The 23,123-nt window shown below is 67.6% G+C and carries 24 protein-coding genes; 15 read left to right on the plus strand and 9 right to left on the minus strand.

Annotated features, from left to right (window positions below):
- Positions 1 to 110 precede the first annotated feature (110 nt).
- Entirely contained in the window at positions 111 to 764 is a 654-nt protein-coding gene (locus tag AWC02_RS17350) for a TetR family transcriptional regulator (protein ID WP_085129938.1), read from the plus strand.
- On the opposite strand, the gene AWC02_RS17355 is transcribed toward AWC02_RS17350, so the two are convergent.
- Positions 761 to 1,504 (minus strand): enoyl-CoA hydratase/isomerase family protein, encoded by a 744-nt coding sequence (locus tag AWC02_RS17355; protein ID WP_085129939.1) that lies wholly within the window; start codon positions 1,502 to 1,504, stop codon positions 761 to 763. The genes AWC02_RS17350 and AWC02_RS17355 overlap by 4 nt on opposite strands.
- A gap of 57 nt (positions 1,505 to 1,561) precedes the next feature.
- Here AWC02_RS17355 and AWC02_RS17360 point away from each other — a divergent pair, with 57 nt between their 5' ends.
- The 11 genes from AWC02_RS17360 to AWC02_RS17405 all read left to right on the plus strand — a co-directional run bounded on the left by AWC02_RS17360 (position 1,562) and on the right by AWC02_RS17405 (position 11,160).
- Complete coding sequence (locus AWC02_RS17360) at positions 1,562 to 3,112, plus strand: AMP-binding protein (RefSeq protein WP_085129940.1); 1,551 nt, start codon at positions 1,562 to 1,564, stop codon at positions 3,110 to 3,112.
- Positions 3,113 to 3,147: 35 nt separating this feature from the next.
- Complete coding sequence (locus AWC02_RS17365) at positions 3,148 to 4,338, plus strand: amidohydrolase family protein (RefSeq protein ID WP_085129941.1); 1,191 nt, start codon at positions 3,148 to 3,150, stop codon at positions 4,336 to 4,338.
- Between the two features lies 1 nt (position 4,339).
- On the plus strand, positions 4,340 to 5,809 hold the full coding sequence (locus AWC02_RS17370; protein WP_109561053.1) for a FadD3 family acyl-CoA ligase: 1,470 nt from the start codon (positions 4,340 to 4,342) through the stop codon (positions 5,807 to 5,809).
- A gap of 6 nt (positions 5,810 to 5,815) precedes the next feature.
- A complete protein-coding gene (locus AWC02_RS17375) occupies positions 5,816 to 5,998 on the plus strand; it encodes a (2Fe-2S)-binding protein (RefSeq protein ID WP_085129943.1) in 183 nt (60 codons plus the stop codon).
- Between the two features lie 82 nt (positions 5,999 to 6,080).
- Positions 6,081 to 6,710 (plus strand): TetR/AcrR family transcriptional regulator, encoded by a 630-nt coding sequence (locus tag AWC02_RS17380; protein ID WP_085129944.1) that lies wholly within the window; start codon positions 6,081 to 6,083, stop codon positions 6,708 to 6,710.
- A 59-nt stretch (positions 6,711 to 6,769) separates the two neighbouring features.
- Positions 6,770 to 7,468, plus strand: a complete 699-nt coding sequence (locus AWC02_RS17385) for a hypothetical protein (RefSeq protein ID WP_085129945.1) — start codon at positions 6,770 to 6,772, stop codon at positions 7,466 to 7,468.
- A 138-nt stretch (positions 7,469 to 7,606) separates the two neighbouring features.
- Positions 7,607 to 9,115, plus strand: a complete 1,509-nt coding sequence (locus AWC02_RS17390) for a nitric oxide reductase activation protein NorD (RefSeq protein ID WP_085129946.1) — start codon at positions 7,607 to 7,609, stop codon at positions 9,113 to 9,115.
- A gap of 19 nt (positions 9,116 to 9,134) precedes the next feature.
- Positions 9,135 to 9,920: a CbbQ/NirQ/NorQ/GpvN family protein gene (locus tag AWC02_RS17395; RefSeq protein WP_085129947.1), complete on the plus strand. Its 786-nt coding sequence runs from the start codon at positions 9,135 to 9,137 to the stop codon at positions 9,918 to 9,920.
- A 17-nt stretch (positions 9,921 to 9,937) separates the two neighbouring features.
- Positions 9,938 to 10,066: a hypothetical protein gene (locus AWC02_RS22930; protein WP_024441860.1), complete on the plus strand. Its 129-nt coding sequence runs from the start codon at positions 9,938 to 9,940 to the stop codon at positions 10,064 to 10,066.
- Entirely contained in the window at positions 10,063 to 10,761 is a 699-nt protein-coding gene (locus AWC02_RS17400; protein ID WP_237160511.1) for a hypothetical protein, read from the plus strand. The genes AWC02_RS22930 and AWC02_RS17400 overlap by 4 nt, the downstream gene beginning before the upstream one ends.
- A gap of 15 nt (positions 10,762 to 10,776) precedes the next feature.
- Complete coding sequence (locus AWC02_RS17405; protein ID WP_085129948.1) at positions 10,777 to 11,160, plus strand: hypothetical protein; 384 nt, start codon at positions 10,777 to 10,779, stop codon at positions 11,158 to 11,160.
- Positions 11,161 to 11,206: 46 nt separating this feature from the next.
- Here the strand turns inward: AWC02_RS17405 and AWC02_RS17410 are convergent, their stop codons facing one another.
- Complete coding sequence (locus AWC02_RS17410; RefSeq protein WP_085129949.1) at positions 11,207 to 12,094, minus strand: LysR family transcriptional regulator; 888 nt, start codon at positions 12,092 to 12,094, stop codon at positions 11,207 to 11,209.
- A gap of 71 nt (positions 12,095 to 12,165) precedes the next feature.
- Between AWC02_RS17410 and dapA the strand changes: the two genes are divergently transcribed.
- Positions 12,166 to 13,125: a 4-hydroxy-tetrahydrodipicolinate synthase gene (gene dapA, locus AWC02_RS17415; protein WP_085129950.1), complete on the plus strand. Its 960-nt coding sequence runs from the start codon at positions 12,166 to 12,168 to the stop codon at positions 13,123 to 13,125.
- A 518-nt stretch (positions 13,126 to 13,643) separates the two neighbouring features.
- Here the strand turns inward: dapA and AWC02_RS17425 are convergent.
- Genes AWC02_RS17425 through AWC02_RS17455 form a run of 7 tightly spaced genes read right to left on the minus strand, consistent with a single transcriptional unit; the run spans position 13,644 to position 21,447 of the window.
- Complete coding sequence (locus tag AWC02_RS17425) at positions 13,644 to 14,465, minus strand: mycofactocin-coupled SDR family oxidoreductase (protein ID WP_085129952.1); 822 nt, start codon at positions 14,463 to 14,465, stop codon at positions 13,644 to 13,646.
- Positions 14,462 to 16,027, minus strand: coding sequence for a class I adenylate-forming enzyme family protein (locus AWC02_RS17430; RefSeq protein WP_085129953.1), 1,566 nt, complete (start codon positions 16,025 to 16,027; stop codon positions 14,462 to 14,464). The genes AWC02_RS17425 and AWC02_RS17430 overlap by 4 nt, the downstream gene beginning before the upstream one ends.
- Entirely contained in the window at positions 16,020 to 17,540 is a 1,521-nt protein-coding gene (locus tag AWC02_RS17435; RefSeq protein ID WP_085129954.1) for a class I adenylate-forming enzyme family protein, read from the minus strand. Before AWC02_RS17435 ends, AWC02_RS17430 begins: the two co-directional genes overlap by 8 nt.
- A complete protein-coding gene (locus AWC02_RS17440) occupies positions 17,530 to 18,999 on the minus strand; it encodes a class I adenylate-forming enzyme family protein (protein WP_085129955.1) in 1,470 nt (489 codons plus the stop codon). The genes AWC02_RS17435 and AWC02_RS17440 overlap by 11 nt, the downstream gene beginning before the upstream one ends.
- A complete protein-coding gene (locus tag AWC02_RS17445; protein WP_109561054.1) occupies positions 18,999 to 19,787 on the minus strand; it encodes an enoyl-CoA hydratase/isomerase family protein in 789 nt (262 codons plus the stop codon). Before AWC02_RS17445 ends, AWC02_RS17440 begins: the two co-directional genes overlap by 1 nt.
- Positions 19,784 to 20,590 carry an enoyl-CoA hydratase/isomerase family protein gene (locus AWC02_RS17450; RefSeq protein WP_085129956.1) on the minus strand — a complete coding sequence of 269 codons (807 nt, stop codon included), beginning with the start codon at positions 20,588 to 20,590 and terminating at the stop codon, positions 19,784 to 19,786. Before AWC02_RS17450 ends, AWC02_RS17445 begins: the two co-directional genes overlap by 4 nt.
- Before the next feature lie 17 nt (positions 20,591 to 20,607).
- Positions 20,608 to 21,447: an enoyl-CoA hydratase/isomerase family protein gene (locus tag AWC02_RS17455; protein WP_085129957.1), complete on the minus strand. Its 840-nt coding sequence runs from the start codon at positions 21,445 to 21,447 to the stop codon at positions 20,608 to 20,610.
- A 68-nt stretch (positions 21,448 to 21,515) separates the two neighbouring features.
- On the opposite strand from AWC02_RS17455, the gene AWC02_RS17460 reads away from it, so the two are divergent.
- Both AWC02_RS17460 and AWC02_RS17465 read left to right on the plus strand, forming a co-directional pair.
- Complete coding sequence (locus AWC02_RS17460) at positions 21,516 to 22,190, plus strand: hotdog family protein (RefSeq protein ID WP_085129958.1); 675 nt, start codon at positions 21,516 to 21,518, stop codon at positions 22,188 to 22,190.
- Positions 22,191 to 22,201: 11 nt separating this feature from the next.
- Positions 22,202 to 23,089 carry an enoyl-CoA hydratase/isomerase family protein gene (locus AWC02_RS17465; RefSeq protein ID WP_085129959.1) on the plus strand — a complete coding sequence of 296 codons (888 nt, stop codon included), beginning with the start codon at positions 22,202 to 22,204 and terminating at the stop codon, positions 23,087 to 23,089.
- Positions 23,090 to 23,123 lie beyond the last annotated feature (34 nt).

The following is a 23,123-nucleotide window of genomic DNA, read 5'->3' on the forward strand; positions in this document are numbered from 1 at the left end:
GCTGCTGTGCACCTGCTTAGCATGGGTGGAGTTGGGGGTCAAGCGTTGCGGCGGCACTACGATGGCCGCCGTAGGTGTAAAGGTGCCGACGATGATGCGGAGCGAACGGGATGTCCGAATCGGGTAAGGGGCAGCGCAGAATTGGGGCCCCGGACGCCAAAAACCGGACCCTGTTGCTCGACGCCGCCGAAGCGCTTCTGCTGACCGCCGGTGCCGGCGCCGTCAGCTCGCGTCGCGTTGCCGAGCGGGCCGGGCTCAAGCATCAGCTGGTGCACTATTACTTCCGCACCATGGACGACCTGTTCCTGGAGATGTTCCGCCGGCGCGGCGATCAGGGGTTGACCGAACAGGCGGCGGCGTTGGCGTCGCCGCAGCCGCTGTGGGCGCTGTGGCGATTCAACACCGATCCGGCGTGGACGGCGCTGACCATGCAGTTCATCACCGTCGCCAACGAGCGTGCGGCCCTGCGGAGCGAGATCGCCTCGTATGCCGAACGGCTGCGCGCCGAACAGATCGCGGCGGTCGCCGGCCTGCTGGAGCGGTACGGCATCGACGATGCGGAGTTCCCGCCGACGGTGTTGATGGTGCTGATGACCAGCGCCTCGCGGATGCTGATCATCGAGCACGAGGCGTTGGGCATGACCCTTGGCCATGCCGAGACCGTCGAGTTCGTCGAGCGTTGGCTGCGCCGGCTCGAGGGTGATCCGCCGCCGGACACGCAGCCCTTCGGCGGCGTGCCGGCTTCGGGTCGCAGCGGCCATTAGCGTTGTTTTCTGCCCTGTTGGAGGCGATCAGCGGCTTCCCAATGCTCGTCGGCAACCCACAGTCGGGCGAAGGCGTCCACCGCCTCGTCCGGCGACGCCCCGCCGAGCACCCGCTTGATCTCACCGGCCGAGGGATTGGCCAATGACCGCGCCAGGGCGCGCCATTCGGCGTCGAAGGACTCGCGGGGGACCACCCGGTTGATCAGGCCGATCCGTTCGGCGGCGGCGGCGTCGAGCATGGTTCCGGTGCCGGCCAGCAGCAACGCCTGACTGCGTCCGACCAGGGCGCCCAGTCGCTCGGCGCCGCCCCAGGCCGGCATGATCGCCAGCGACACCTGATTGAACCCGATCTTGATGTCCGCGGCCGCGATACGGATGTCCGCGGCGACCGCGACCTCGGCGCCGCCGCCCAGCGCGTGGCCGTTCAGTGCGGCGATCACCGGCGCCGGAAACTCCGCGATCCGATCGCACAGGGTGCGCATCCGCCAGGCCATGGCCGCGGCTTCGGCCTCGGTGCGCAGCGCGGCGAGCTGTTTGAGATCCCCGCCGGAGACGAAGGCGCGATCGCCGGCGCCGGTGATCACCAGCGCCTGCGCCCCGGCGACTTTGTCCAGCGCCCGGTCGAGCTGCTCCATGGTCTCGGGAGCGATCGCGTTGCGGGCCTGTGGCCGGTTGATGGTGATGACGGCCAGGCCGTCCTCCAGTTGCACGTCCAGCTCATCCGGACAGTCGTGGCCCATGGCTCTCCGCTCAAGACATTGGCATTCTCAAAAACGGAGAATATCATCACGGTCGATATGCGAAAGATTCCCGCCGAGCTGGTTAAGCGCTACGAAGAGCAAGGGTGGTGGACCCACGAAACCCTTGGCGACCTGCTCTCCGCAGGGCTGGCGGGCAACGCAGATGCCGGGTTCGAAGTGCATTCGGCCGTGCGCCCGTGGCGGGGAAGTTTCGGCGATGTGGAGCGTGTCGCCCGCCGGCTCGCGGCGGGGCTTCGGGCCCGCGGCGTCGGTCCGGGCGACGTGGTGGCGCTGCAGCTGCCCAACTGGATGGAGGCCGCCGCGGCGTTCTGGGCGGCGGCATTCCTGGGTGCGGTGGTGGTGCCCGTCGTGCACTTCTACGGCCCCCGGGAGCTGACCTACATTCTGGCCGCCAGCCGCCCGCGGGTGTTCATCACCGCCGAGCGGTTCGGGCGGATGTGCTTCCGCCCCGAGCTGTGCGCCGACGTCCCGATTGTCGGGGTGGTGGGTCAGAACTTCGAGGATCTGCTCGCCGACGAGCCGATGGCGGGCACCCTCGACACCGACCCGGCGGGGCCGGCCCTGATCGCGTTCACCTCGGGGACCACTCGTGACCCCAAGGGGGTCATCCACAGTCACCAGACGCTGTGCTGCGAGACGCGCCAGTTGCTGGCCAATTACCCCAAAGACCGTGGGCGGCAGCTCACCGCCACCCCGGTCGGACACTTCATCGGCATGGTCGGTGCGTTTCTGATCCCGGTGCTCGAGGGCGCGCCGATCGATCTTGCCGATGTCTGGGACCCGGCCAAGGTGCTGGCGCTGATGTCCGAGCAGGGGGTGTCGATCGGCGGCGGCCCGCCGTACTTCGTCACCAGCCTGCTCGACCATCCGGATTTCACCGACGCGCATCTGCGGCATATCCGCCACGTCGGCCTCGGTGGGTCGACGGTGCCCAGCGCGGTCACCCGCCGGCTGGCCGATCTGGGCATCTTCGTATTCCGCTCCTACGGCAGCACCGAGCACCCCTCGATCACCGGCTCGCGCCCCAGCGCGGCGGAGGACAAGCGGCTGTTCACCGACGGCGATGCCCGCCCCGGCGTCGAGGTGCGGCTGGCCCCCGACGGCGAGATCCTGAGCCGGGGCCCGGACCTGTGTCTGGGCTACACCGACGACGCGCTGACCGAGGCGGCGTTCGACGCCGAGGGCTGGTATCACACCGGGGACATCGGGGTGCTCGACGCCGACGGGTATCTGACCATCACCGACCGCAAGGCCGACGTGATCATTCGCGGTGGCGAGAACATCAGTGCGGTCGAGGTCGAAGATGTCCTGCTGGCCATGCCCCCTGTGGCCGAGGCGATCGTGGTGGCGGCACCGGACGTGCGACTGGGGGAGCGCGCGGTCGCGGTCCTGCGCGTCAAGCCGGGGCACGCCTTACCCACCATGGCGAACGTGCGGGAGCACTTCGAGCGCATGGGGGTGGCGCGGCAGAAGTGGCCGGAGGATCTGCAGGAGGTCGAGGACTTTCCGCGCACCGCGAGCGGCAAGGTGCAGAAGTACCTGGTGCGCAAGCAGCTAGCCGAGCGTGTTGCAACGACACCGCTATGAGAATATGATTCTCGTAAGTCGAAAAGGAGCATTTCATGGGTCAACTGTCACATCGCGTCGACGTACCGTTCCCCTTGTTTGATGCGGACAACCACCTTTACGAGCCGCCGGAAGCGCTGACCAAGTACCTGCCCAAGGAATACAAGGACATCGTCCAGTACGTCGAGGTCAATGGGCGTACCAAGATCGCCATCCGGGGCCAGATCAGCAACTACATTCCCAACCCGACGTTCTCGGTGGTCGCCAAGCCGGGCGCGTGGGAGGAGTACTTCAAGTACGGCAACCCCGACGGCAAGAGCAAGCGTGAGCTGTTCGGCGAGCCGATGAAGTCCATCCCGGCGTTCTTCGAGCCCGCCCCCCGGCTGAAGCTGATGGACGAGCTGGGCATCGACCGCTCGCTGATGTTTCCGACGCTGGCCAGTCTCATCGAGGAACGGCTGCGCGACGACCCGGTCGCCATCCACGTCATCGTCCACTCGCTGAACCAGTGGCTTGACGAGGTCTGGGGCTTCAACTACCAGAATCGCATCTTCACCACACCGGTCATCACCCTGCCGATCGTCGAGAAAGCCATCGAAGAGCTGGAGTGGGTGGTCAAGCGCGGCGCCCGGGCCATCCTGATCCGGCCGGCTCCGGTGCCCGGCTTCCGCGGCCCGCGTTCGTTCGCGTTGCCCGAGTTCGACCCGTTCTGGGAGAAGTGCGTCGAATACGACGTCTTCATCGGAATGCACTCGTCGGACAGCGGCTACTCCCGGTACACCTCCGAATGGGACGGCGCCGTCGAAGAGATGCTGCCGTTCCAGACCAACGCCATGGGCATCCTCAACGAGTGGCGCCCGATCCAGGACGCGGTCGCTTCCTGGGTGATCCACGGCGCGCTGTTCCGGCACCCGAAGCTCAAGGTCGGCATTGTGGAAGCCGGCTCCAAGTGGATGTTCCCGCTGTTGGACTCCATGGCCGAGGTCTACCGGAAGGCGCCCGAGGCGTTCCTCGGCAACCCGATGGAGGAGATCAAGAACCGGATCTACGTCAGCCCGTTCTACGAGGAGGGCATCGACGACCTGATCAACCTGGTGGGCGTGGACCAGGTGCTCTACGGTTCGGACTGGCCACACCCGGAGGGCCTGGCGGAGCCGACCCACTACATCACCGCGCTGTCGCATCTGCCTCTTGAGGACCAGGCCAAGATCATGGGCGGAAACCTCGGTCGGCTCGTCACCGTCTAGGGTGCCGCGCTGGCAGACCATTCCCGAGATGGTCCTCAGTGTCGGCGATCGCTTCGGAGACGCCGAGGCGATCGTCGACGGCTCGACACGCCTGAGTTTCGCCGAGTTGGCCGACCGCGTCCGTTGTGCCGCAGGCGCATTCGCGGAGGCGGGCGTCGCCAAGGGCGACCGGGTGGCGGTCTGGGCGCCGAATTCGGCGGCGTGGATCATTGCGGCGTTCGGGCTGCTCACCGCGGGCGGGGTGCTGGTTCCGGTCAGCACCCGGTTCAAGCAGGCCGAGGCCGACGACATCATCGGCCGCAGCGGCGCCAAGCTCGTCCTGGCAGAGCAGGGCTTCCTCGGGGTGGATTTCAGCGCCCCGCCCGGAGTGCCGGTGATCGACCTGAATTCGGACTTCCTGAGCAACGGATCACCCCTGCACCGCCCGGTCGACGGCAGCGATGTCGCCGACATCATCTTCACCTCCGGCACGACGGGCCGGCCCAAGGGCGTGATGATGACCCACCGGCAGAACCTGCGCCTGTATGCCGAATGGTGCGATCTGGCCGATCTGCGGCAGGGTGACCGGTACCTGATGGTCAATCCGTACTTTCACACCTTCGGCTACAAGGCGGGCTGTATCGCCGCGTGCATCCGCGGAGCCACCATGGTGCCGGTGCGGGTTTTCGACGCCGAGACCGTGCTGGAACTCGTTGAGTCCGAACGCATCACCATGCTGCCCGGTCCGCCGACGCTGTATCAGTCGCTGCTGGAGGCGGCCGGGAATCGAGACCTGTCGTCGCTGCGTGCCGCCGTCACCGGGGCTGCAGACATCCCGGTGGACCTGATCCGCCGGATCCGCAGCGAACTGCCGTTCCGGTCCATCATGACCGGTTACGGCCTCACCGAAGCCGGCACGGTGACAGCATCGCGCCCCGGCGACTCGTTCGAGGACATCGCGACCACGGCCGGCCAGGCCTGCGCCGACATCGAGGTCCGTATCGCCGGCGACGCGGAAATCGGCGAGGTCCTGGTGCGCGGCTACAACGTGATGGTCGGCTACCTCGACGACCCCACGGCGACCGCCGAGGCGATCGACGCAGCGGGCTGGTTGCACACCGGCGACATCGGCACGCTCGATGAAGCCGGGCGGTTGCGCATCGTCGGCCGCAAGAAGGACATGTTCATCGTCGGCGGCTTCAACGCCTACCCGGCGGAGATCGAGGGCTTTCTGCTGGAGCATCCGGAGATCTCGCACGTCGCGGTGATCGGGGTGCCCGACGAGCGACTCGGCGAAGTGGGCAAGGCGTTCGTGGTCAAGGCCACCGGTGCGCAGATCGACGAGGCGGATGTGATCGCCTGGAGTCGCGACCGAATGGCCGGATTCAAGGTGCCGCGCTCGGTGTGCTTCCTGGATGCGCTGCCGCTGAACGCCACCGGCAAGGTGGACAAGCAGCAGTTGCAGGCAAGGTCCGCCGCGGCCGGGGCGTGACACGTCGTGTACGTCTGCCTGTGTACCGGGGCCACCAGCCAGCAGGTGATCGACGCAGCCCGCGTCGGTGCGTCCACCACCAGGAAGGTCGGGGAGTGCACGGGGGCGGGGACGGTGTGCGGCCGGTGCCGTAACAACATCCGGGGGCTGATCGCGGGGACCCTGCAAGATTCCGTACCGCTGACTTAAGTCATCGAACGCACCCGCTCGCGGTGAGGCGATACTGTCATCACTGCGAGGCGTGCAGAGTCGGCGGGCGGAGGGGCAGGACATGGCCGTGGCGGACAAGCCGGAGAAGATGACGGCGCGCGAGGTCCGGCGCCTGCAGACCCGGGAGCGACTGCTCGGCGCGGCGACCGCGGAATTCAAGCGAACCGGGATGGCCCAGGCCGACGTCGGCGCCATTGTGGCCGCCGCCGGCGTCGCGCACGGCACGTTCTTCTTCCACTTCCCGACCAAAGAGCACGTGCTGCTGGAGCTCGAACGCCGGGAGGAAGAGCGAATCGCCAAGCAGTTCGAAAAGTTTCTGTCTGCGCCCCAGGACCTCTCGAGCATTTTGGCCGAATCTGCTCGCCTGGTCATCGACCTGGAGGGCCGGCTGGGCGACCCGTTGTTCACCGAGTTTCTGGCACTGCACTTCTCGCCGACCCGGCCGGCCGCCGAAAACGGCGAGCATCATCCGTTGATCGTTCTGATCGCCGAATGCATCGAAGGTGCCAGGCAGCGCGGCGAGGTCGACGGCGACGTCGTCGCGATGAACAGCGCGGTGTTTTACCTGCTGGGTCTGTACGCACTGCTCATCACCACGCATGACTGGCCCTCGCGTCCGGAGTTGGTCGCCGACTACCTGACCAGAACGCTCCGGGGCCTGGGTGTGCGAAGGCCACCCGAAAGTCATTGACTTAAGTCAGTGAGAGCCCTACCGTCGTAGGCGTTGTCCAACACGGCGAGGGGTGGCCCGTGCGAACCGCATCGCAGCAACACCACGACGGGCTCGGGCTCGACGAGCACCTGGAGCTGTCCCGTGCGGCCCAGCGCCGTGCCGACCGCTGGCTGATCAGCGGCGGCATGCTCATCGGTACCGCGGCGGCCGGTGTCTTCGGCCTGCCGCTGTTCCTGCGCGGAATCTGGTTGCAGCGCAAGGCTCAACGCGACGGGCTGACCGTGCGGCCGATGCTCGTGACGTTGCTGGGCTACCTGGTCATCATCGATGCCGCGATCAACGCCGTGGGATGGGCCCTGGACACGGTGGCCAACCACACTCTGCTGGCCCGGGTGCTGCTCAACGGCTGGGGTGCGATGTTCGACGCCGGTTATTTCTGGCACTACAACGAGCTGTGGATCGGCGGGGCGGCCGGCCCGGGAGAGAAGGGCTGGGAAGTCGGCCTGATCTTCACCGTCTTCACCATGCGCATCGCGGCGGCAATCGGGTTCCTGCAGATGAAGCGCTGGGGTCACCAGTGGATGGTGGTGACCTGCTGGATGGGTGTGGTGATCTGGGTCGGCTACGTGTTCAACATGACCATGTATGCCGACGTGCGCTACGCGGGCGTGGTTTTCCCGGTGATCGGCTGGTGGCTCTACGACATCTTCTACATCACACCGTTTTTGGCGATCCCCTACCTGCACACCGTCAACCGCGAGATCTTCTCCGACTGACAAGACACCAAGGAGACGACGATGACCTGGCTCTGGGAGATTCTGCGCTACGTCGCCGCATGGGGCGGGACCTGCTTGATCATCGCGTTCTGGTACTGGATGTTCTCCAGCATCGGGACCTTCTGACCGACGTCCGACATGGACCCCATGGCGCTGGAGAGCAGCTGCGCGCTGACGGCCGTCGCACTCAGCGACGGGCGCCGCGACGGAGCGCGGTTGATGACCGGCGCGCAGCGAAGTTTCGGCGTGAACCCGAACCTGTCCACCGTCTATGTGCCCCACCCGGCCGAACCCGGCTGGACCAGAAGGACGGTGAGCTGCGGGGTGGCGCTGCAGTGTTCGCCGTCCAAGGAGCGCATCGCGCAGTATCGGCTGGGGGACCTCTCGCCACGCGAGCGCCGGGCGCTGACGCTCATCGAGGCGCGGGTCGCCGTGGGCTGGATCGCCGGGCGGTGGCCGGGTCTGATGGGCGAGCTGCAGCGGGTGCTGCCCGATCTCGATCCCGGCGATGCCGACATGCCGGCTGACCAGATGTTCGACCGCGCGATCGAGCTGGCACGTACCCGGCAACCATTGACCGGCCACCCCCTGCTGGGGGCCCTGCCGTCGGCGTGGACGACACCGCAGTCCTTGAGCTCATCGGTGCGCCGTGCCGGCCGGATGCCCTGGTCCAGCAACCAGAAGCGGCGCCCGCGGCCCTATTCGGTTCCCGTCGGCGGCGACGGGGGAGTCCGCAACACCGCTCTGCCGCCGCCCAGCCGGCCCGACGAAGACGACCGCTCCATCGGCCGCCACCGGCGACCGGGCATCCCGTACCCGGAGTGGAACACCCACACCGGCAGCCTGCTTCCCGACCACGTGGCCGTCATCGAACTCAACCGCCGGACGTCGGCCGGTCAACCCTTGGCAGCGGCGGCCGACCTGCGTAAGTGGTTCGAACAACCCACGGTTCGGGCCATGACCAATCGCCTTGTCGACGGGTGCGATCTGGACGTCGACGCCTATGTCAGCCACCGCCTCGACGTAATGGCCGGGGAGGCCGGAGAGCCGCGGATCTTCCGGGAATTGCTGCCGGCGAGCCGGGACGTGACCACCGCGGTGCTGCTGGACGCGAGTTCGTCGCTGGGGGCGCACGGGGGCCGGTTGTTCGGATTGGAGCTCGCCTGCGCCGATGCCCTCTCGGCAGCGATGACCGGTGCCCGGCAGCGTCATGGCATCTTCGCGTTCACCGGCAACACGCGCCACCGCGTAGAGGTGCATTGCCTCAAGGACTTCGGCGACCGCAGGTTCGTCGCGCCGAGCGGGCTGGGCCTGCTCGCCGGTGGTTACACCCGCCTGGGTGCGCCGCTGCGCCATCTGACCAGCCGGCTGCTGACACAGCCCGGCGAGCGGCGGCTACTTCTGATGATCGGTGACGGGCTGATGTCCGATGAGGGCTACGAAGGCCGATATGCGTGGGCCGATGTGGCCCATGCCGTCGGCGAAGCCGATCAGGCAGGTGTGTGCGTGTACTACGTCGGCGTCGGTCCCGTGCGGGTCGACCCGCTTCCCGAGGTGTTCGGACCGCGCCGCTCCCAACGGATTCGGCGGGCCGCGGAACTACCGCGGGTACTGGCCCACGTGCACCGCGAACTGACCGCAGCATGACCGACTTGCGAGGAGCCCGATGAGCAGCGATGTCTACTTCGCCAACGGCAACGAAGTGCAGTTGTTCGAGAAGGCGTACCTGCGCCGCATCCCGGTGATGCTCACCGGGCCCACCGGCTGCGGCAAGACCCGCCTCGTCGAGCACATGGGCCAGCTGCTGGGGCGCCCGGTGATCACCATCAGCTGCCACGACGACCTGACCAGCTCGGATCTGGTCGGCCGGTTCATGGTGGCCGGTGGCGATGTGGTGTGGACCGACGGGCCGCTGACCACGGCGGTGAAGACCGGCGCGATCTGCTATCTCGACGAAGTCGTCGAGGCGCGGCACGACTCGCTGGCCGTACTGCACTCGCTGACCGATCATCGGCGCACCTTGTTCTTGGATCGGGCCGGCGAAACCGTCAACGCCCCGGACACCTTCATGCTGGTCTGCTCCTACAACCCGGCGTACCGGAGCTCGCTCAAGGAGCTCAAGCCGTCCTTCCGTCAGCGGTTCGCCACCCTGCCCATGGACTATCTGCCACCGGAACGCGAAGCCGATGTGATCGTCGCCGAAACCGGAGTCGAGCCGCAGATCGCCGCCCGTCTGGTGCAGTGCGCCACCGCACTGCGCACCGCCGACCGGGCGTTTCATTTCGAACCGCCCTCCACCCGCACGCTGGTCAATGCCGCGGAACTGGTGGCCGCCGGCGCGGGCGAGTTCGAAGCCGCGCAAGCGTGCATCCTCGCGCCACTGACCACCGATGGCGCAATTCACGACGGCCTACGTGAAGTGGCAGCCGGCGTGCTCAGCGAGCGCCCCTAGGAAAGGAAGTCGCAGAAATGGATCAGCAGGAACGCAATCGCAAAAGAGCCCTCATCGTCTTTCAGATCTTCATCTACGGCTATCTGGCGATCATGTTCGGCATTCAGCTCTACATGTCGTTCGCCCGGGGTTGGTGGCAGCTGTGACTGCCGTGCAGGGCGCCAACGCGGACTTCGCCGGGATCGAGGAGCACGAGTCGCAATCCCGCGCCGCACAACGCCGGGCGGACCGCTGGATGATCGCCGGCGCGGCGCTGATGGGAATGTGGGTACCGGGCATCATCGGTCTGCCGATCTTCCTGCGCGGCGCCTTGCTGCAGCGGCAGTCGCTGCAGGCGGGTTTGGCCGTACGGCCGATGATCGTCACCCTGATCGGATATCTGGTGCTGATCGACGGTGCCCTCAACAGTCTCGGCTGGGCACTGGACCTGGTGGCCAACCACACCCTGATCAACCGGGTCCTGATGATCGGCTGGGGCGGCATGTTCGATGCCGGATACTTCTGGCACTACAACGAACTGTGGATCGGGGGCTCGGCCGGGCCCGGTGAGAAATCCATGGTCTTCGGCATGATCCTCACCGTATTTGCGATGCGCTGCGCGGCGGCGATCGGCTTCCTGCAGATGAAGCGCTGGGGTCACCAGTGGATGGTGGTGACCTGCTGGATGGGCGTGCTCATCTGGATTCTCTACGTGTTCAACATGACCATGTATGCCGATGTGCGCTACGCCGGCGTCATTTTCCCGGTGATCGGCTGGTGGCTCTACGACATCTTCTACATCACACCGTTTTTGGCGATCCCCTACCTGCACACCGTCAACCGGGAGATTTTCTCCGACTGATCAAGGAGCCCAACGATGACAACACCTCCTGGTGCGGCACTGCCGCCCGGCACCACCCCCTACTACGCCCGGATGCACACCTGGATCAAGCGGGCCACCCTGGTGTGTTTGGTGGCGCTGGTGATCGAGGGCGCCTTCACGCTGCCGTTCATGGCGATCTACTACGGCTATCCGACGCTGAGCCTGACGCAGATCTGCAGTGAACTGCTCAAGACCCGCTTCTCCGACGACACCCTGGAGTGCAAGTACCCCTACCCGCCGCTCGGTCCGCCCGAGGGGGCCGCCGGCAAGGCCAGTGCACAGGACGAATGGGGTATCCAGCCCGTGCCCCACTACCACCGGCTGCGTTTCCGGGAACTGGTGCGCATTCACAACGAGCGGATCGCGCAACAGGATTAGCCGGCCTCGGTGGCTGGCCGCCAAGGCCCGCCGGCGCGACAGCCGGCTACGGATCCACCCTTTGGCCGTTCGGGGAGACCGCGGCGTGCAGGGCCTGGATCGCAGCAGTGATCCCCGGGTGCGTACGTGTACCTCGGCGGTATGCGAGGTACGTTCTGCGCTCGATCGCGAGCGGAGTAAACACAACGCCGCCGGGCGCGGTCCCGGCGGCAAGGTCTGGGACGAGGGCTACGCCCTGACCCGCGGCGACCAGGGCGAGCACCGCCCCGAAGTCATCGGTGTGATGCCGGATGATCGGAGTGAAGCCGACGGCTTCGCATGCCCTGACCGTGAGGGCATGACACAGGGTTCCCGGAGTTCCGGCGATCCATGACGCGTTGCGTTGGTCCTTGAGTGAGGTTGAGCCCAGGGCGGCCAGGTGGACGGTTTCCCTCATCAGCGGTTCGCGCCCGACACCGGGCTCCTCGGCAAGCGGCACGTGGTCGTACTCCTGAACCAGGGCAATGTCGAGTGCGCCGCCGCGGAGCGCGCCGGTCATCATGGCGGGGTCGAGCTCGGAAACCAGCAGGCTCAGCCCTGGATGGTCAGTGCTCAAGGCCACGGCGGCGGGAGTCATGATGCTCGGAACCGCCGTCGGGAACACGCCGATGCGTAGCGTGCCGCTCAGTGTTGTAGCCGCCGCTGCCAGGTCCGCCGATGCCTGGTGCAGGATCTCGAGGATCGACTCCGTGTGCTCGACAAGGGTCACCGCGGCCGGGGTCAGCCTGACCGTGCGGCCGGTTCGCTCCAGGAGCGATACTCCCGTTTCGCGCTCCAAGGCCGAGAGCTGTTGTGAAACCGCCGACGGTGTATAGGTCAGCACCTCTGCCACCGGGGCAATGGTTCCGCGGTAATAGAGTTCGCGAAGTAGGCGCAGCTTCCGTACGTCCAGCATAAGTGGACCTTACGTGAAGCGTTATGAATATGAACTGGACCTGATGGTCGTTGGGGTCGATCGTTGCTGTCATGGAACTCTCGGGCCTGTATGTCCCACTGATCACCCCGTTTACCGACGCTGGGCAACTCGACCTTGCTGCGCTTGCCGCGCAGGCTGCGGCGGTCCTCGACGAGGGCGCGACCGGTGTGGTCGCGTTGGGGACGACGGGGGAGTCGGCGACCCTGACCCGCGAGGAGCAACGTCGCGTTGCCGCCACCTGTGCTGGGGTGTGTGCTGAACGAGGCAAGCAGATGCTCCTTGGTGCCGGATCCAACGACACGGCCGCGTCGACTGAGATGATCTCCGAGGTCGATCCGCAGGCGGCGGCGCTTCTCGTCGTGGTGCCGTACTACTCACGCCCCTCGCAGGACGGGGTGGTTGAGCACTTTCGTCGCGTGGCGGCAGCGAGCCCGGTGCCGGTCATCGTCTACAACGTGCCGTACCGAACGAGCCTGTCTCTAACGCCAGACACGCTGCTCCGTCTCGCCGCGCTGCCCAATGTCGCCGGGTTCAAACACGCGGTGGGCTGTATCGACGATGCCACGATCGAGTTCATGCGACAGGTCGGCCCCGACGTTGCGGTACTGGCAGGCGACGACGCATATGCGGGCCCGCTGATGGCGCTCGGAGGACGCGGCGCGATCCTCGCGAGCGCCAACATCCTCACCCGCCAGTATGTCGAGCTTCTCCAAGCATGGCGACAGGGGCCGATCGATGAGGCCCGGTCGCTTCACAACGCGTTGGCTCCGGTCTCGCGCAGCCTGTTCGCCGAACCCAACCCTGTGGTGATCAAGGCGGTCCTGGCCGCCCAAGGCCGCATCCCGAGCCGCCACGTACGCCTGCCGCTGCTCCCGGCGACCGACGGCGCCCTTGATGCCGCGCTCGGTGCCATCCGACCACATGAGCAGCGATTTCGTCTCGGGCCACACGGGGTCTCAGCGAGCCACGCTCCGCGGAGTAACGAACGTCGCGGCCGCCGTACCGTCTAGTGCCGGCCAGGTCCGCCCGGTCCGCCAGGTCCGCCCGGTCCTGCAGGGCCGGGGCCCGCCGGACCGGGTCCGACCGGCCCGGGTCCGACCGGCCCGACGCCGACAGGGCCGACAACGCCGCCAGGTCCGACGGGTCCACCGACACCGACACCTACCGGTCCGAAGGGGCCGATGAACGGATGCGGGTCCACACCGCCGGGCTCGCACTGATTCGTCTCGGTGTTGAAGTACATGCCATAGCCGCAGCCATCAAGCGGCACGGCCCGGCTGACGGCGGGCGAGGCGAGACCGATCAGCGCTAATGATGTCACAGCAAGGGCGAATACCGGCAGTGTGGCGCGATGCCGGACCAGTGGACTCATTGCCGTCCTCATCTCTGTTGTCGTCGGGGCGCTGCTGACGCTGTCAGCCGCTCACCCTAGTCGTGCGTCAGCGGAAACACAGGTGGATCACCAGGATACGGTCCACCCGCGCTGACCACGACCCGGCGACGCCACCGCCTGATACGCCCCCGGCGTTCAGTACTGTGTGCAGCCCTGATCCACCGGAATCGCGGCCGCGGTGACCAGGTGGGAGTCGGCACTGGCCAGCCAGCACACCGTGCCGGCGATGTCGTCGGGCTCGGCTATCCAGGTGGGCAGGAACGGGGTGAGCATCTGCGAGAGCTGCGGATTGCTCTCCATCGCCTGGCCCAGCGCGCTGACCATGTCGCCGGTACCCATGTCGGTGTTCACCGGGCCGGGGTGCACGCTGTTGACCCGGATCGCGTGCTTGCCCAATTCGGCGGCGAATGCACGGGCCATGCCGGTGATGGCGTGCTTGCTTGCGGTGTAGTGGACCATGAAGGGCTGCATCTTGATGCCCGCGGCGGAACTGATCAAGATGATCGAGCCGCCACGCTTGCCGGCGATGATGTGTGGGGCACCTGCCATCACGGTGTTCCAGGTACCGGTCACGTTGATCTCCATGACGTCCCGAAAATTCTCCGGAGAGATGGCATCCCAGGCCTGCGGCGCTGCGACGCCGGCATTGGCGACGACGATGTCCAGGCGCCCCAGGCTCGCCACCCCGTCGGCGACCGCCTCGCGCAGGCCGTCGAAGTCGCGGGTGTCGACGACCGCGGACACCATGCGCCGGCCGGTGGCCTGCACCAGCCGGACCGTTTCGGCCAGATCCTCGGGGCTCGCCGGGTTGTACGGCACGCAGTCGGGCAGCTTGCCGGCGATGTCGACGGCGATGATGTCGGCTCCCTCGCGGGCCATCCGCACGGCGTGGGCGCGTCCCTGTCCTCGCGCTGCGCCGGTGATGAATGCCACCTTGTCGGTCAGCCGGCCTGTCATATGCGTTCCCTCCGTTGCTCTGCCGCGTCAGCGCGGTCGCGTGTCGTCAGCATGTCCTGTATTCGGCGTTTGTCGACCTTGCCCGTCGGCCCACGGGGTATGGCGTCGGTGCCCGGAACCACCAGCCATACCGTCGGGACCTTGAACGGGCTCAACACATCCCGGGCGCGATCACGCAACATCTCGACGCTCAGCCCGGCACCGGCGATCACCGCCGCCACCCGGTTTCCCGCTCGGTCGGCGAGGTTGACGACCACCGCGTCGCGCACACCGGTGATGCTCCGCAGTGCCTTCTCGACTTCGCTGGGATAGACCGTGGCGCCGCTGACTTTGAACATGTCATCGGATCGTCCGTGGTAGTACAGGAATCCGTCCTTGTCGAGGCGGCCGAGATCCCCGGTGGGGTAGTAGCCGTCGGCGGTGAAGGTCTGTTCCCGGGAGCGTCCGCAGATGCCGCGCAGCGTGTGCGGTCCGCGCAGCGCGATGGTGCCGACGGTCTCGGCGGCCACCGGGGCGCCGGTCTGGCTGTCGACGATGCGTAGGTCCATGCCGGCGAACGGCTTACCGCAGCTTCCCCAGGCGGAGCGCGGCAGGTCGGTGTCGGCGGCATAACCGCAGTAGGGACCGAAGGACTCCGTCATCCCGAAAAGGTTGGCCCGGGCTCCGGGTTCGGCGCGCAGTTCCGGCGGCAGCAGCGCGTCCAGACTGCCCGGTTGCAGGGCGGACAGGTCGGCGTCGCCGGCATGGGCTGCCAACGCCGCAGCCTGATCCGGCCAACCTCGAAACAGCGTCACGCGTTCGGTTTCCAGCAACCTGCAGGTGGATTCGGGTGTCGGGTGCGCCTCGGTGACCAGGGTCGCCCCGGCCATCAGTGCCGACAGCACTCCGCCGCCCAATCCCCCCACCCAGAAGAACGGCATCGGCAGGTACAGCCGCGTGTCCGCGGTGATGCAGCGAGCAGCCAATCCGGATTCGACAGCCCCCAGGGCACTGCCGTGTGAATGCAACACCCCTTTCGGGGTGCCGCTGCTGCCGGAGGTGAAGACGATCAGCATCAGGTCGGCAGGAGTCACGGTCGCGGCCATGGCGTCGACGATTCCGCGGGCAGCGGACCCCGCGGTGGCGCGGGCCACCCGCCCGGATGGCCAAACCTGATGCAAGGCAGGAAGTTCAGCCGATCTGGTGTGCAGGCCGTCGAGGTGGCGGCGCCCGCGAAACTCCTCGACTCCGATCAGGACCGACACACCGGCGATTCGCAACTGAGCCGCGAGTTCGGGCGGCGCCAGCAAGGTGCTCAGCGGCACCAGCACCGCCCCGATCCGGGTCAGCGCAATCGCGATGCGGACCCAGTCGACGCCGTTGGGCATGAGCAGCCCCACCCGGGTGCCCTTGCCGATGCCGCCCTGGACGAAGACCGCGGCAAGCTCTTGCGTCGATGCGTCCAGATCGCGGTAGCTGAGGCGCTGAGCCGGGTCGATCACCATCGGCTTGTTCGGGTCGGCGGCGGCCCGGGCACGCAGCACCGCATCGACGGTCAGCGTGACCGGGGCGGGGTCAGTCATCGATGAACTCCGCCAGCCGGCCCAGGTCGACCTTCCCGCCGGGCCGCAGCGGGAGCCGGGCGGCCGGGACTGCGGTGATCCGGCGCGGAATCTTGAAGCTGGCGAGCTCGGCGGCAAGCCGGGCGCGTAGGTGTGTCTGGTCGACATCGTCGGCGACGATCACTGCGGCGACCAATTGGCCACGGTCGGGGTCGGGGACGCCGAAGACGTGCGCGACCGATCCGCCGGTCACCTTGGCGATGGCTCGTTCCACCTCCGCCGGGAACACGCTGGCGCCCGCGGTCTTGATCATCCGGTCGCGCCGGCCGAGGTAGTAGTAGAAGCCCTCCGCGTCGGTGCGGACCAGATCGCCGGTGTGGAACCACCCATCGGCATCGAAACACTCTTCCCTGCTGCGCTTGTGGTAACGCTGCATCATGTAGCGGCCGCGGACCCACAGCTCCCCGTCGTGAACCCGGCATTCGAATCCGGGTGCCGGTTTACCGAAGCTACCCCGCCGGTGCTCGGGCTGAACGGAGTCGTCGCCGCTGAGCAGTATCGGGCCCCCGGACTCGGTCATCCCGAGCATGCCGTGCCGCAGTTCGGGGTCTGCGGGCCGTGCGTCCGGCGGCATCAGCGGGTACAGATTCCCGCGGCGCAGGCTGGACAGGTCGCGGTGGGGAAGGCTCGGGTGTTGTGCCAGCGCGGCGATACCGTTGAGGAAACCGTTGGCCATCGTGGGCTTCTCGGCCTCCAACAGGTCCAGAGTGAGCCCGGGTTCGGTGGCGTTGGAGCACAGCAGCGTCGCCCCGGCGATCATGCTTGCCAGCAGCGCGAACGCGAACCCGCCGATCCAGAAGAACGGTGAGTTGCAGAACAGGATGTCCTCGGCGGTCAGCCGCCGGATCGCATTGAGGTCGCGTTGATGGCCGATCAGACCGGCGTGCGTGTGCACCGCGCCCTTGGGTGCGCCGGTCGAACCGGAGGTGTAGACGATCGCCAGCGGGTCAGAGCCGGCAACAGTGTCCTCCAGGGCGCGCAGCGGTGTGGCGGCGTCCTGGTCTCCGGCAGCGCCGGAGTGCTCGGCGTCGAAGAGCACATGACGCAGCTGCGGCGCATTGCTGCTCAGCAGTGCAGCCCCGCCGTCGAGATCCACGTCGGCGAGGATCTCGGTCAGCTGGGCCCGGTAGTCGTGCGATCGGTAGGAGGGCGCGGCCAGCAGGATGCTGACATCGCTGTGCACCAACTGCGCCCGCAGTTCCGCCGTCGCCGCCAGGGTGGCGAACGGGACCACCACGGCGCCGATCCGGCCCGCGGCGAGCATCCCGATGACGAATGCCGTGCCGTTCGGGTACAACAGCCCGATGTGGCTGCCCGGGCCGGCGCCCAGCGCCAGGAGCCGACGGGCCAGAGCGGCCGAGTGTTGTTCGGCTTCGGCGTAGCTGATCCGGTCGCCGTCGCAGATCAGCAGGGGACGGCTGCGCCGTGCGCGTGCCTGAGTGCGCAGCAGCGCCGGCAGGGTTTCAGCGAGCATGTCTGCTCGACATCGTGATCAGCTCTCGCACGGCACCCAGATCGGCCTTGCCCGAAGGTGTGCGCGGAAGGGCATCGACGATCGCGATCTCGGTGGGAATCTCATAGCGGGCCAGCCGCCCGCGCAGGAAGGTCGTCAGCGTCTCGGGGTCGGTGTGGGCTCCGTCGCGCAGTTCGACAGCGGCCACCGGCGTCTGGCCGAGCCGTTCGTCGGCCCGGGCCACCACAGCGGCACTGTGGACGGCCGGGTGGGCCTCCAGGGCCACCCGCACGTCGTCGGGCAGCACTTTGAACCCACCCCGGATGATCGCCTGATCCGCCCGGCCCAGAATCCACAGGAAGCCGTCGGCATCGATGCGCGCCAAGTCGGTGGTGCGGATCCAGTCCGCGTCGGGGCCCAGTTGTCCCGGTTTTGCCTCCAGCAGGCCCGGCTCATCCGGCGGCAGCGGTGCACCATCGTCACCGACCACCCGCAACTGCGCACCGAGGCTCGCCCGGCCCACGCTGCCGCGCTTGTCCTGCCAGTACCGCTCGTAGTCGGCCAGGGTCCAGCCGGCCACGCCACCACCGAATTCGGTTGCCGCATAGGACGTCAGAACGGGTATCCCGAACTTGGCGGTGAAGGCGTCGGCGTCATCGGCCGACAGCGGAGCAGTTCCAGACGTGACGGCGCGGATACCGGCCAGGTCCTCGCGGGTCAGCTCCGAGTGCAGCACCGTGCGCAGCGCGGCCGGCACCAACGACACCGCACGCGGCCGGCAGGTGCGGACCGCGTCCGCCCAGCACTGCAGTTCGAACTTCTCCAGCAGCAGGAAGGATCTGGCTTCGGCGATGCACTGCAGCACCCGGTACACGCCCCCGATGTGCACCAACGGCGCGTTGACGATCGCGATGCCGCGGCGCAGCTGCTCCGGGGCCGGGGCGACGGCATAGTCGGGCCCGATGACGCTGTGCGCCAGCATGTCGTAGCGCAGGTCGACGCGTTTGGGTGGTCCGGTAGTTCCGCTGGTCAGCATCGAGACCGCCACCCCGGGATGCCCGGGGTCGGCCCGGGGTTCGGTGGCCGCGGTGACCTGCGGGGCGGTGTCGAGATCGGTGAGCGTCACCACTGTGGTGCGCGATGTCGCGGTGACCAGCGCGGCCAGATCCGCAGTCGCGCCGATGACCACCGGAAGCTCCAGGTCGGCGATCTCGACGCGCATCCGGTCGTCGCCGCGGGACGGATTGAGCACCACCACGCAGCCGCCGGCCGCCAACACCCCGAGCAGGGCGGCCACGTGTGGCGGCCGGTTGCGCAGCAGGATTCCGACCCGGGCCCCGGCCGGGATCAGATCTGCGATGCGCCGCGCCTGCTCGGCCAGTTGCGCCCACGAATGCCACCGGCCGTCGTACTGCAGGGCCGGTTCCCGCGGTGCCAGTTCGAGTACGGCGGTGATGCGCCGGCTCAGCGGATGGGTCATCAGCGCAACCGTGGCGGTGTTGCGGGGCGCGGGGGCAGTGCGTCGAGTTCGGCCTTGCCCAGGGGGTTGCCCAGCCGGGTGTAGATCAGGCCCTGGTCCAAGGCGGCCCGGTACGGCTTGTCCAGCGACTCCCAGATGGCCTTCACCGTGCCCTGAGTGGCCGACGGCGGCTTGGCCGCGATCGTCGCGGCGATCTGGTGTGCGCGCTCCCAGAGCTGGTCGCGGGCCACCACCTCCGACACCAAGCCGAGGCGTAAGGCGGTCTGCGCCCCGACCCGTTCGTCATTGCCCATCAAAGCGATCCGCAGCGCCTCGCCCAACCCGATCTTGCGCATCAGACCGATCGGCTCCAGTGCGCAGACCAGCCCGGCCGAGACGTGGGAGTCGAAGAAGGTTGCCTCCTCCGAGCAGATCACCACGTCGGCCTCGTTGATGAAGTAGAACGCGCCCGCAGTGCACATTCCCTGCACGGCGCAGATGACGGGTTTGAACATCTTCTGCCATTTGGGACTGAGTGCTTCGCCGGGATCCTCGTGATTCCAGACATTGTCGGGCTGGCCGTAGGACTCTTTGATGTCCAGGCCGGCGCTGAACGCCCGGTCGCCGGCGGCACGCAGCACAACGGCGTTGACTTCGGTGTCGAGTTTGACGATGCGCCATGCGGCGGTCAGTTCCTCGCACATGGTGCGGTCGAACGCGTTGAGCCGTTCCGGCCGATTCAGCGTGATGGTGGCGACGCGGTCGCTGCGGTCGACGTCGAGCAGGATCGTGGTGAACGCGGGACTCATCGGCACTGCCATTCCGGTGCGCGCTTCTCGACGAAGGCCCGCGGCCCCTCCAGCGAGTCCGCGGTGTGCAGGTTGCGTTCCCGGAAGGACTCGGCGAGCATCTCCGCCTCGTGCAGTGGCAGGTCCAGCCCCTTGAGGATCGCCAGCCGGGTCCCGCGTACCGCCAACGGTGCGTTGGAGTTCAGTACCTCGGCGATCTCGTGGGCACGCTCGAGCAGTCGGTCGTGCTCGACCACCTCGCTGATCATGCCGAGCTCGTAGGCGCGTTGGGCGTTCATCCGTTCGTGCTTGCCCATCAATGCCATCCGCAGGGCGACCGATCGGGGCAGCACCCGGGCGAGCCGGACCACCTCTCGGCCGGCGACCAGGCCGATCGAGACGTGCGGGTCGAAGAACGTGGCGCGGTCCGAGGCGATCACGATGTCGCAGGTGGTCACCCAGTCCAGGCCGGCGCCGCAACAGATTCCGTTGATGGCCGCCAGCACCGGCTTGGCCATCGTGCGGAACGGGGGGGTGCCCTCCTGGGGGGCTTCCCACTGCTCGTAGGTCGACAGGTACGGCCGCTCGTTGATCACCTTGCCGTCGCCGGGGATCTCCTTCACGTCGGCGCCGGTGCAGAACGCCCGACCGTTGCCGGTGACGACGATCATCCACACCGTGTCGTCGTTCTCGGCCCGGTCATAGGCGGTTCGAAGTTCGGTGATCATGTGCGGGCTCAGCGCATTGAGCGCGTCCGGACGGTTCAGGGTGATCGTGGCGGTGTGCCCGCGCACCTCGTAGGTGATGGTGTCGAACGTCGGCATGGCCGATCCCTTTCCTCTCAGCGGCCGGTGAAGTCCGGCGGGCGCCGCTGCGAGAACGCGGCCAACCCTTCTTTGAAATCTCCCGTACGGCAGCTGAGTTCGAGATTGAACAGCTCCTGGGTCATGGCTTGCGGCAGGGTCGCATGCTGTGCGTAATGCAGTGCCTGTTTGGCCAGTCCGATCGCCGCTGTGGGTCCGTTCACCAGGGCCGCCAACAGTTCCTCGGCCGCGGAGTCCAGTTCTGCCGGTGCCACCGCCCGGTGGATCAGGCCCCACTGTTCGGCGTGGACGCCGCTGACCTTCTCGCCGAGCAACAGCATGCGCCGGGCCCGGGCAACCCCGACCAGGCGCGGCAGCAGCCAGGTCGCGCCGGAGTCGGGGCTGAAGCCGCGGGCCAGAAACGGTTCCCAGAACACCGCGTCGTCGGCGGCCATGGTGAAGTCGGCGGCCAGGGCAAGGTTGCAGCCCAGGCCCACCGCCCAGCCCCGGACGGTGCACACCACCGGCAGCTGGATGGTGGACAGGAGTTCGATCACCCGGTGCCCGGCGTGCGGGATACGGCGGACCAGGTCACCGGTGCGGGGCCGCCGGTCGCCGGCGTTGGTGGACACCCAGTCGGAACCCGCGCAGAAGTGATCGCCGGCGCCCCGGATGTGGACGGCGCGCAGGGTGTCGTCGCTGGCCGCCGCGGTGAGAGCGGTGATCAGCGCGGCGGTCATCGACGGGCTCAGCGAGTTGCGGCGATCCGGGCGGGTCAGGGTGAGCCGGAGCAACGCGCCGTCACGCAGCGTCGTCACCGAGCCGTCGGGGTCGGAACCGGGCCCGGAATCGGGGGAGTCAGCCACGGTGGTGTCCACCTTTCAACGCTATATCGTGATAGCTACAGTAGGCTATACGATTGGCGCGATTCGGTGGAGGAAGGCCTATGGCGGATGGTTCGGGGAGTTCGGTGGTTTCGGCTGGTGACGCGGCGCGTTTCGGCGAACTGCCGCTGCCGCAGACCGTCGCGGCGGCCACGGCCATGCGGCGGCTGACCGGCCTGCTGCTGGCCGCCGAGCATCCGCACCCGGCCGTCGACGAGATGCTGACCCGGTTCGCCGACTGGGAACGGCAACTGGCCGACGTCGCCCCGGTGGCGGCGATGCCGCGTCTGGAGTCCGAGGACTCCGGGCGGGTCTATCTGGAACACGCCTTCGACGTCGGCGCGTTCAACCCCTGCTTCCCGGAATACCGATTCGAGCATCTCGACGCCGAGAAAGCCTCGGGCACCGTTACTTTCGATCTGCCGTATGAAGGCCCGCCGGGGCTGGTGCACGGCGGATTCCTCGGGGTCTTCTTCGACTGCGTGACCCAGCACCAGAGCTGTGCGGCCGGTTCGGCCGGCCGCACCCGCTCCCTGCTGGTGACCTACCGGCGTCCCACGCCCATCCTCACCGAACTGCACTTCGACATCTCGCGAAGCGAGGGCGCACGCGGCATCACCTCCACGGCGCGTTTGAGCCATCGGGGCGAGCTGCTGTGCACCGGCGAGGTCAATACCGTCGCGGCGCCGCCGAACAAGTTGAGCGCCATTCGATTCGGCCGGCGACAGCCGGGTTAGGAGTCCTGCAGATGAGCCCCACCGGCAGCACCGACGGCCGCGTGCTCTTCGATCTCGATCCCGACGGTCGGATCGCCACCATCACGCTGAACAATCCCGGGCAGCGCAACTCCTACGACGCGGCGATGCGCGACGCGGTCGCCCGCTACCTGGACCGGGTGGCCGAGGACGACGACGTGGTGGTGGTGTTGCTGCGCGGCGCCGAGGGGGTGTTCAGCACCGGCGCGGACATGAACAACGCCTACGGCTGGTACGGCGAACGGGACGGGAAACCGCAGCCGGCGGCCAAGAGCCGCCCGAGTCAGCGTCGTCGGCTCACCGTGGACCGCAAATCCTTCGGGTTCTACCACAACCTGATGGGCTTCCCGAAGGTCACCGTCGGCGAGATCAGCGGGTACGCGCTCGGCGGCGGCTTCGAGATGGCCCTGATGACCGATATCTCGGTGATCGCCCGTGATACCCGGATCGGCATGCCCGCGACGCGCTTCCTGGGGCCGGCGCTGGGCAGCCTGCACATGTTCTTCCACCGGCTCGGGCCGGTACTGGCGCGACGCCTGCTGCTGACCGGGGACATCATCGACGCCGGCGCAGTCGAGCACTTGGGGGTCTTCACCGAGACCTGCGATCCCGCGGCGGTCGGCGCGCGGGCCCGGTACTGGGCGGCCAAGGCGGCCAAGATGCCCGCCGACGGTGTGGTGATCGCCAAGGAGGCCTTCCGGCTGGTGGAACAGAGCCAGGCCTATCAGGGCGAAGAGGTGGCCAGTTACCTGTTCCACGCCTACGGCACCAACCTGCAGTTCGGGCCGGGGGAGTTCAACTTCGTCAAGACTCGGGCACAGTACGGCACCAAGGAGGCGTTCCGGCTGCGCGACGAACACTTCCACGTCCCGGAGCCGTGAGACAACCAGATATCTTTACAAAAACAACGATTAA

The organism is Mycolicibacter engbaekii, assembly GCF_002101585.1.
Classification (GTDB): domain Bacteria; phylum Actinomycetota; class Actinomycetes; order Mycobacteriales; family Mycobacteriaceae; genus Mycobacterium; species Mycobacterium engbaekii.

Coding starts and splice junctions, on each gene's coding strand:
- AWC02_RS17350 (WP_085129938.1), top strand. CDS start 111: ATGTCCGAATCGGGTAAGGGGCAGCGCAGAATTGGGGCCCCGGACGCC.
- AWC02_RS17355 (WP_085129939.1), bottom strand. CDS start 1,504: ATGGGCCACGACTGTCCGGATGAGCTGGACGTGCAACTGGAGGACGGC.
- AWC02_RS17360 (WP_085129940.1), top strand. CDS start 1,562: ATGCGAAAGATTCCCGCCGAGCTGGTTAAGCGCTACGAAGAGCAAGGG.
- AWC02_RS17365 (WP_085129941.1), top strand. CDS start 3,148: ATGGGTCAACTGTCACATCGCGTCGACGTACCGTTCCCCTTGTTTGAT.
- AWC02_RS17380 (WP_085129944.1), top strand. CDS start 6,081: ATGGCCGTGGCGGACAAGCCGGAGAAGATGACGGCGCGCGAGGTCCGG.
- AWC02_RS17390 (WP_085129946.1), top strand. CDS start 7,607: ATGGACCCCATGGCGCTGGAGAGCAGCTGCGCGCTGACGGCCGTCGCA.
- AWC02_RS17395 (WP_085129947.1), top strand. CDS start 9,135: ATGAGCAGCGATGTCTACTTCGCCAACGGCAACGAAGTGCAGTTGTTC.
- AWC02_RS22930 (WP_024441860.1), top strand. CDS start 9,938: ATGGATCAGCAGGAACGCAATCGCAAAAGAGCCCTCATCGTCTTTCAG.
- AWC02_RS17405 (WP_085129948.1), top strand. CDS start 10,777: ATGACAACACCTCCTGGTGCGGCACTGCCGCCCGGCACCACCCCCTAC.
- AWC02_RS17410 (WP_085129949.1), bottom strand. CDS start 12,094: ATGCTGGACGTACGGAAGCTGCGCCTACTTCGCGAACTCTATTACCGC.
- dapA (WP_085129950.1), top strand. CDS start 12,166: ATGGAACTCTCGGGCCTGTATGTCCCACTGATCACCCCGTTTACCGAC.
- AWC02_RS17425 (WP_085129952.1), bottom strand. CDS start 14,465: ATGACAGGCCGGCTGACCGACAAGGTGGCATTCATCACCGGCGCAGCG.
- AWC02_RS17430 (WP_085129953.1), bottom strand. CDS start 16,027: ATGACTGACCCCGCCCCGGTCACGCTGACCGTCGATGCGGTGCTGCGT.
- AWC02_RS17435 (WP_085129954.1), bottom strand. CDS start 17,540: ATGCTCGCTGAAACCCTGCCGGCGCTGCTGCGCACTCAGGCACGCGCA.
- AWC02_RS17440 (WP_085129955.1), bottom strand. CDS start 18,999: ATGACCCATCCGCTGAGCCGGCGCATCACCGCCGTACTCGAACTGGCA.
- AWC02_RS17445 (WP_109561054.1), bottom strand. CDS start 19,787: ATGAGTCCCGCGTTCACCACGATCCTGCTCGACGTCGACCGCAGCGAC.
- AWC02_RS17450 (WP_085129956.1), bottom strand. CDS start 20,590: ATGCCGACGTTCGACACCATCACCTACGAGGTGCGCGGGCACACCGCC.
- AWC02_RS17460 (WP_085129958.1), top strand. CDS start 21,516: ATGGCGGATGGTTCGGGGAGTTCGGTGGTTTCGGCTGGTGACGCGGCG.
- AWC02_RS17465 (WP_085129959.1), top strand. CDS start 22,202: ATGAGCCCCACCGGCAGCACCGACGGCCGCGTGCTCTTCGATCTCGAT.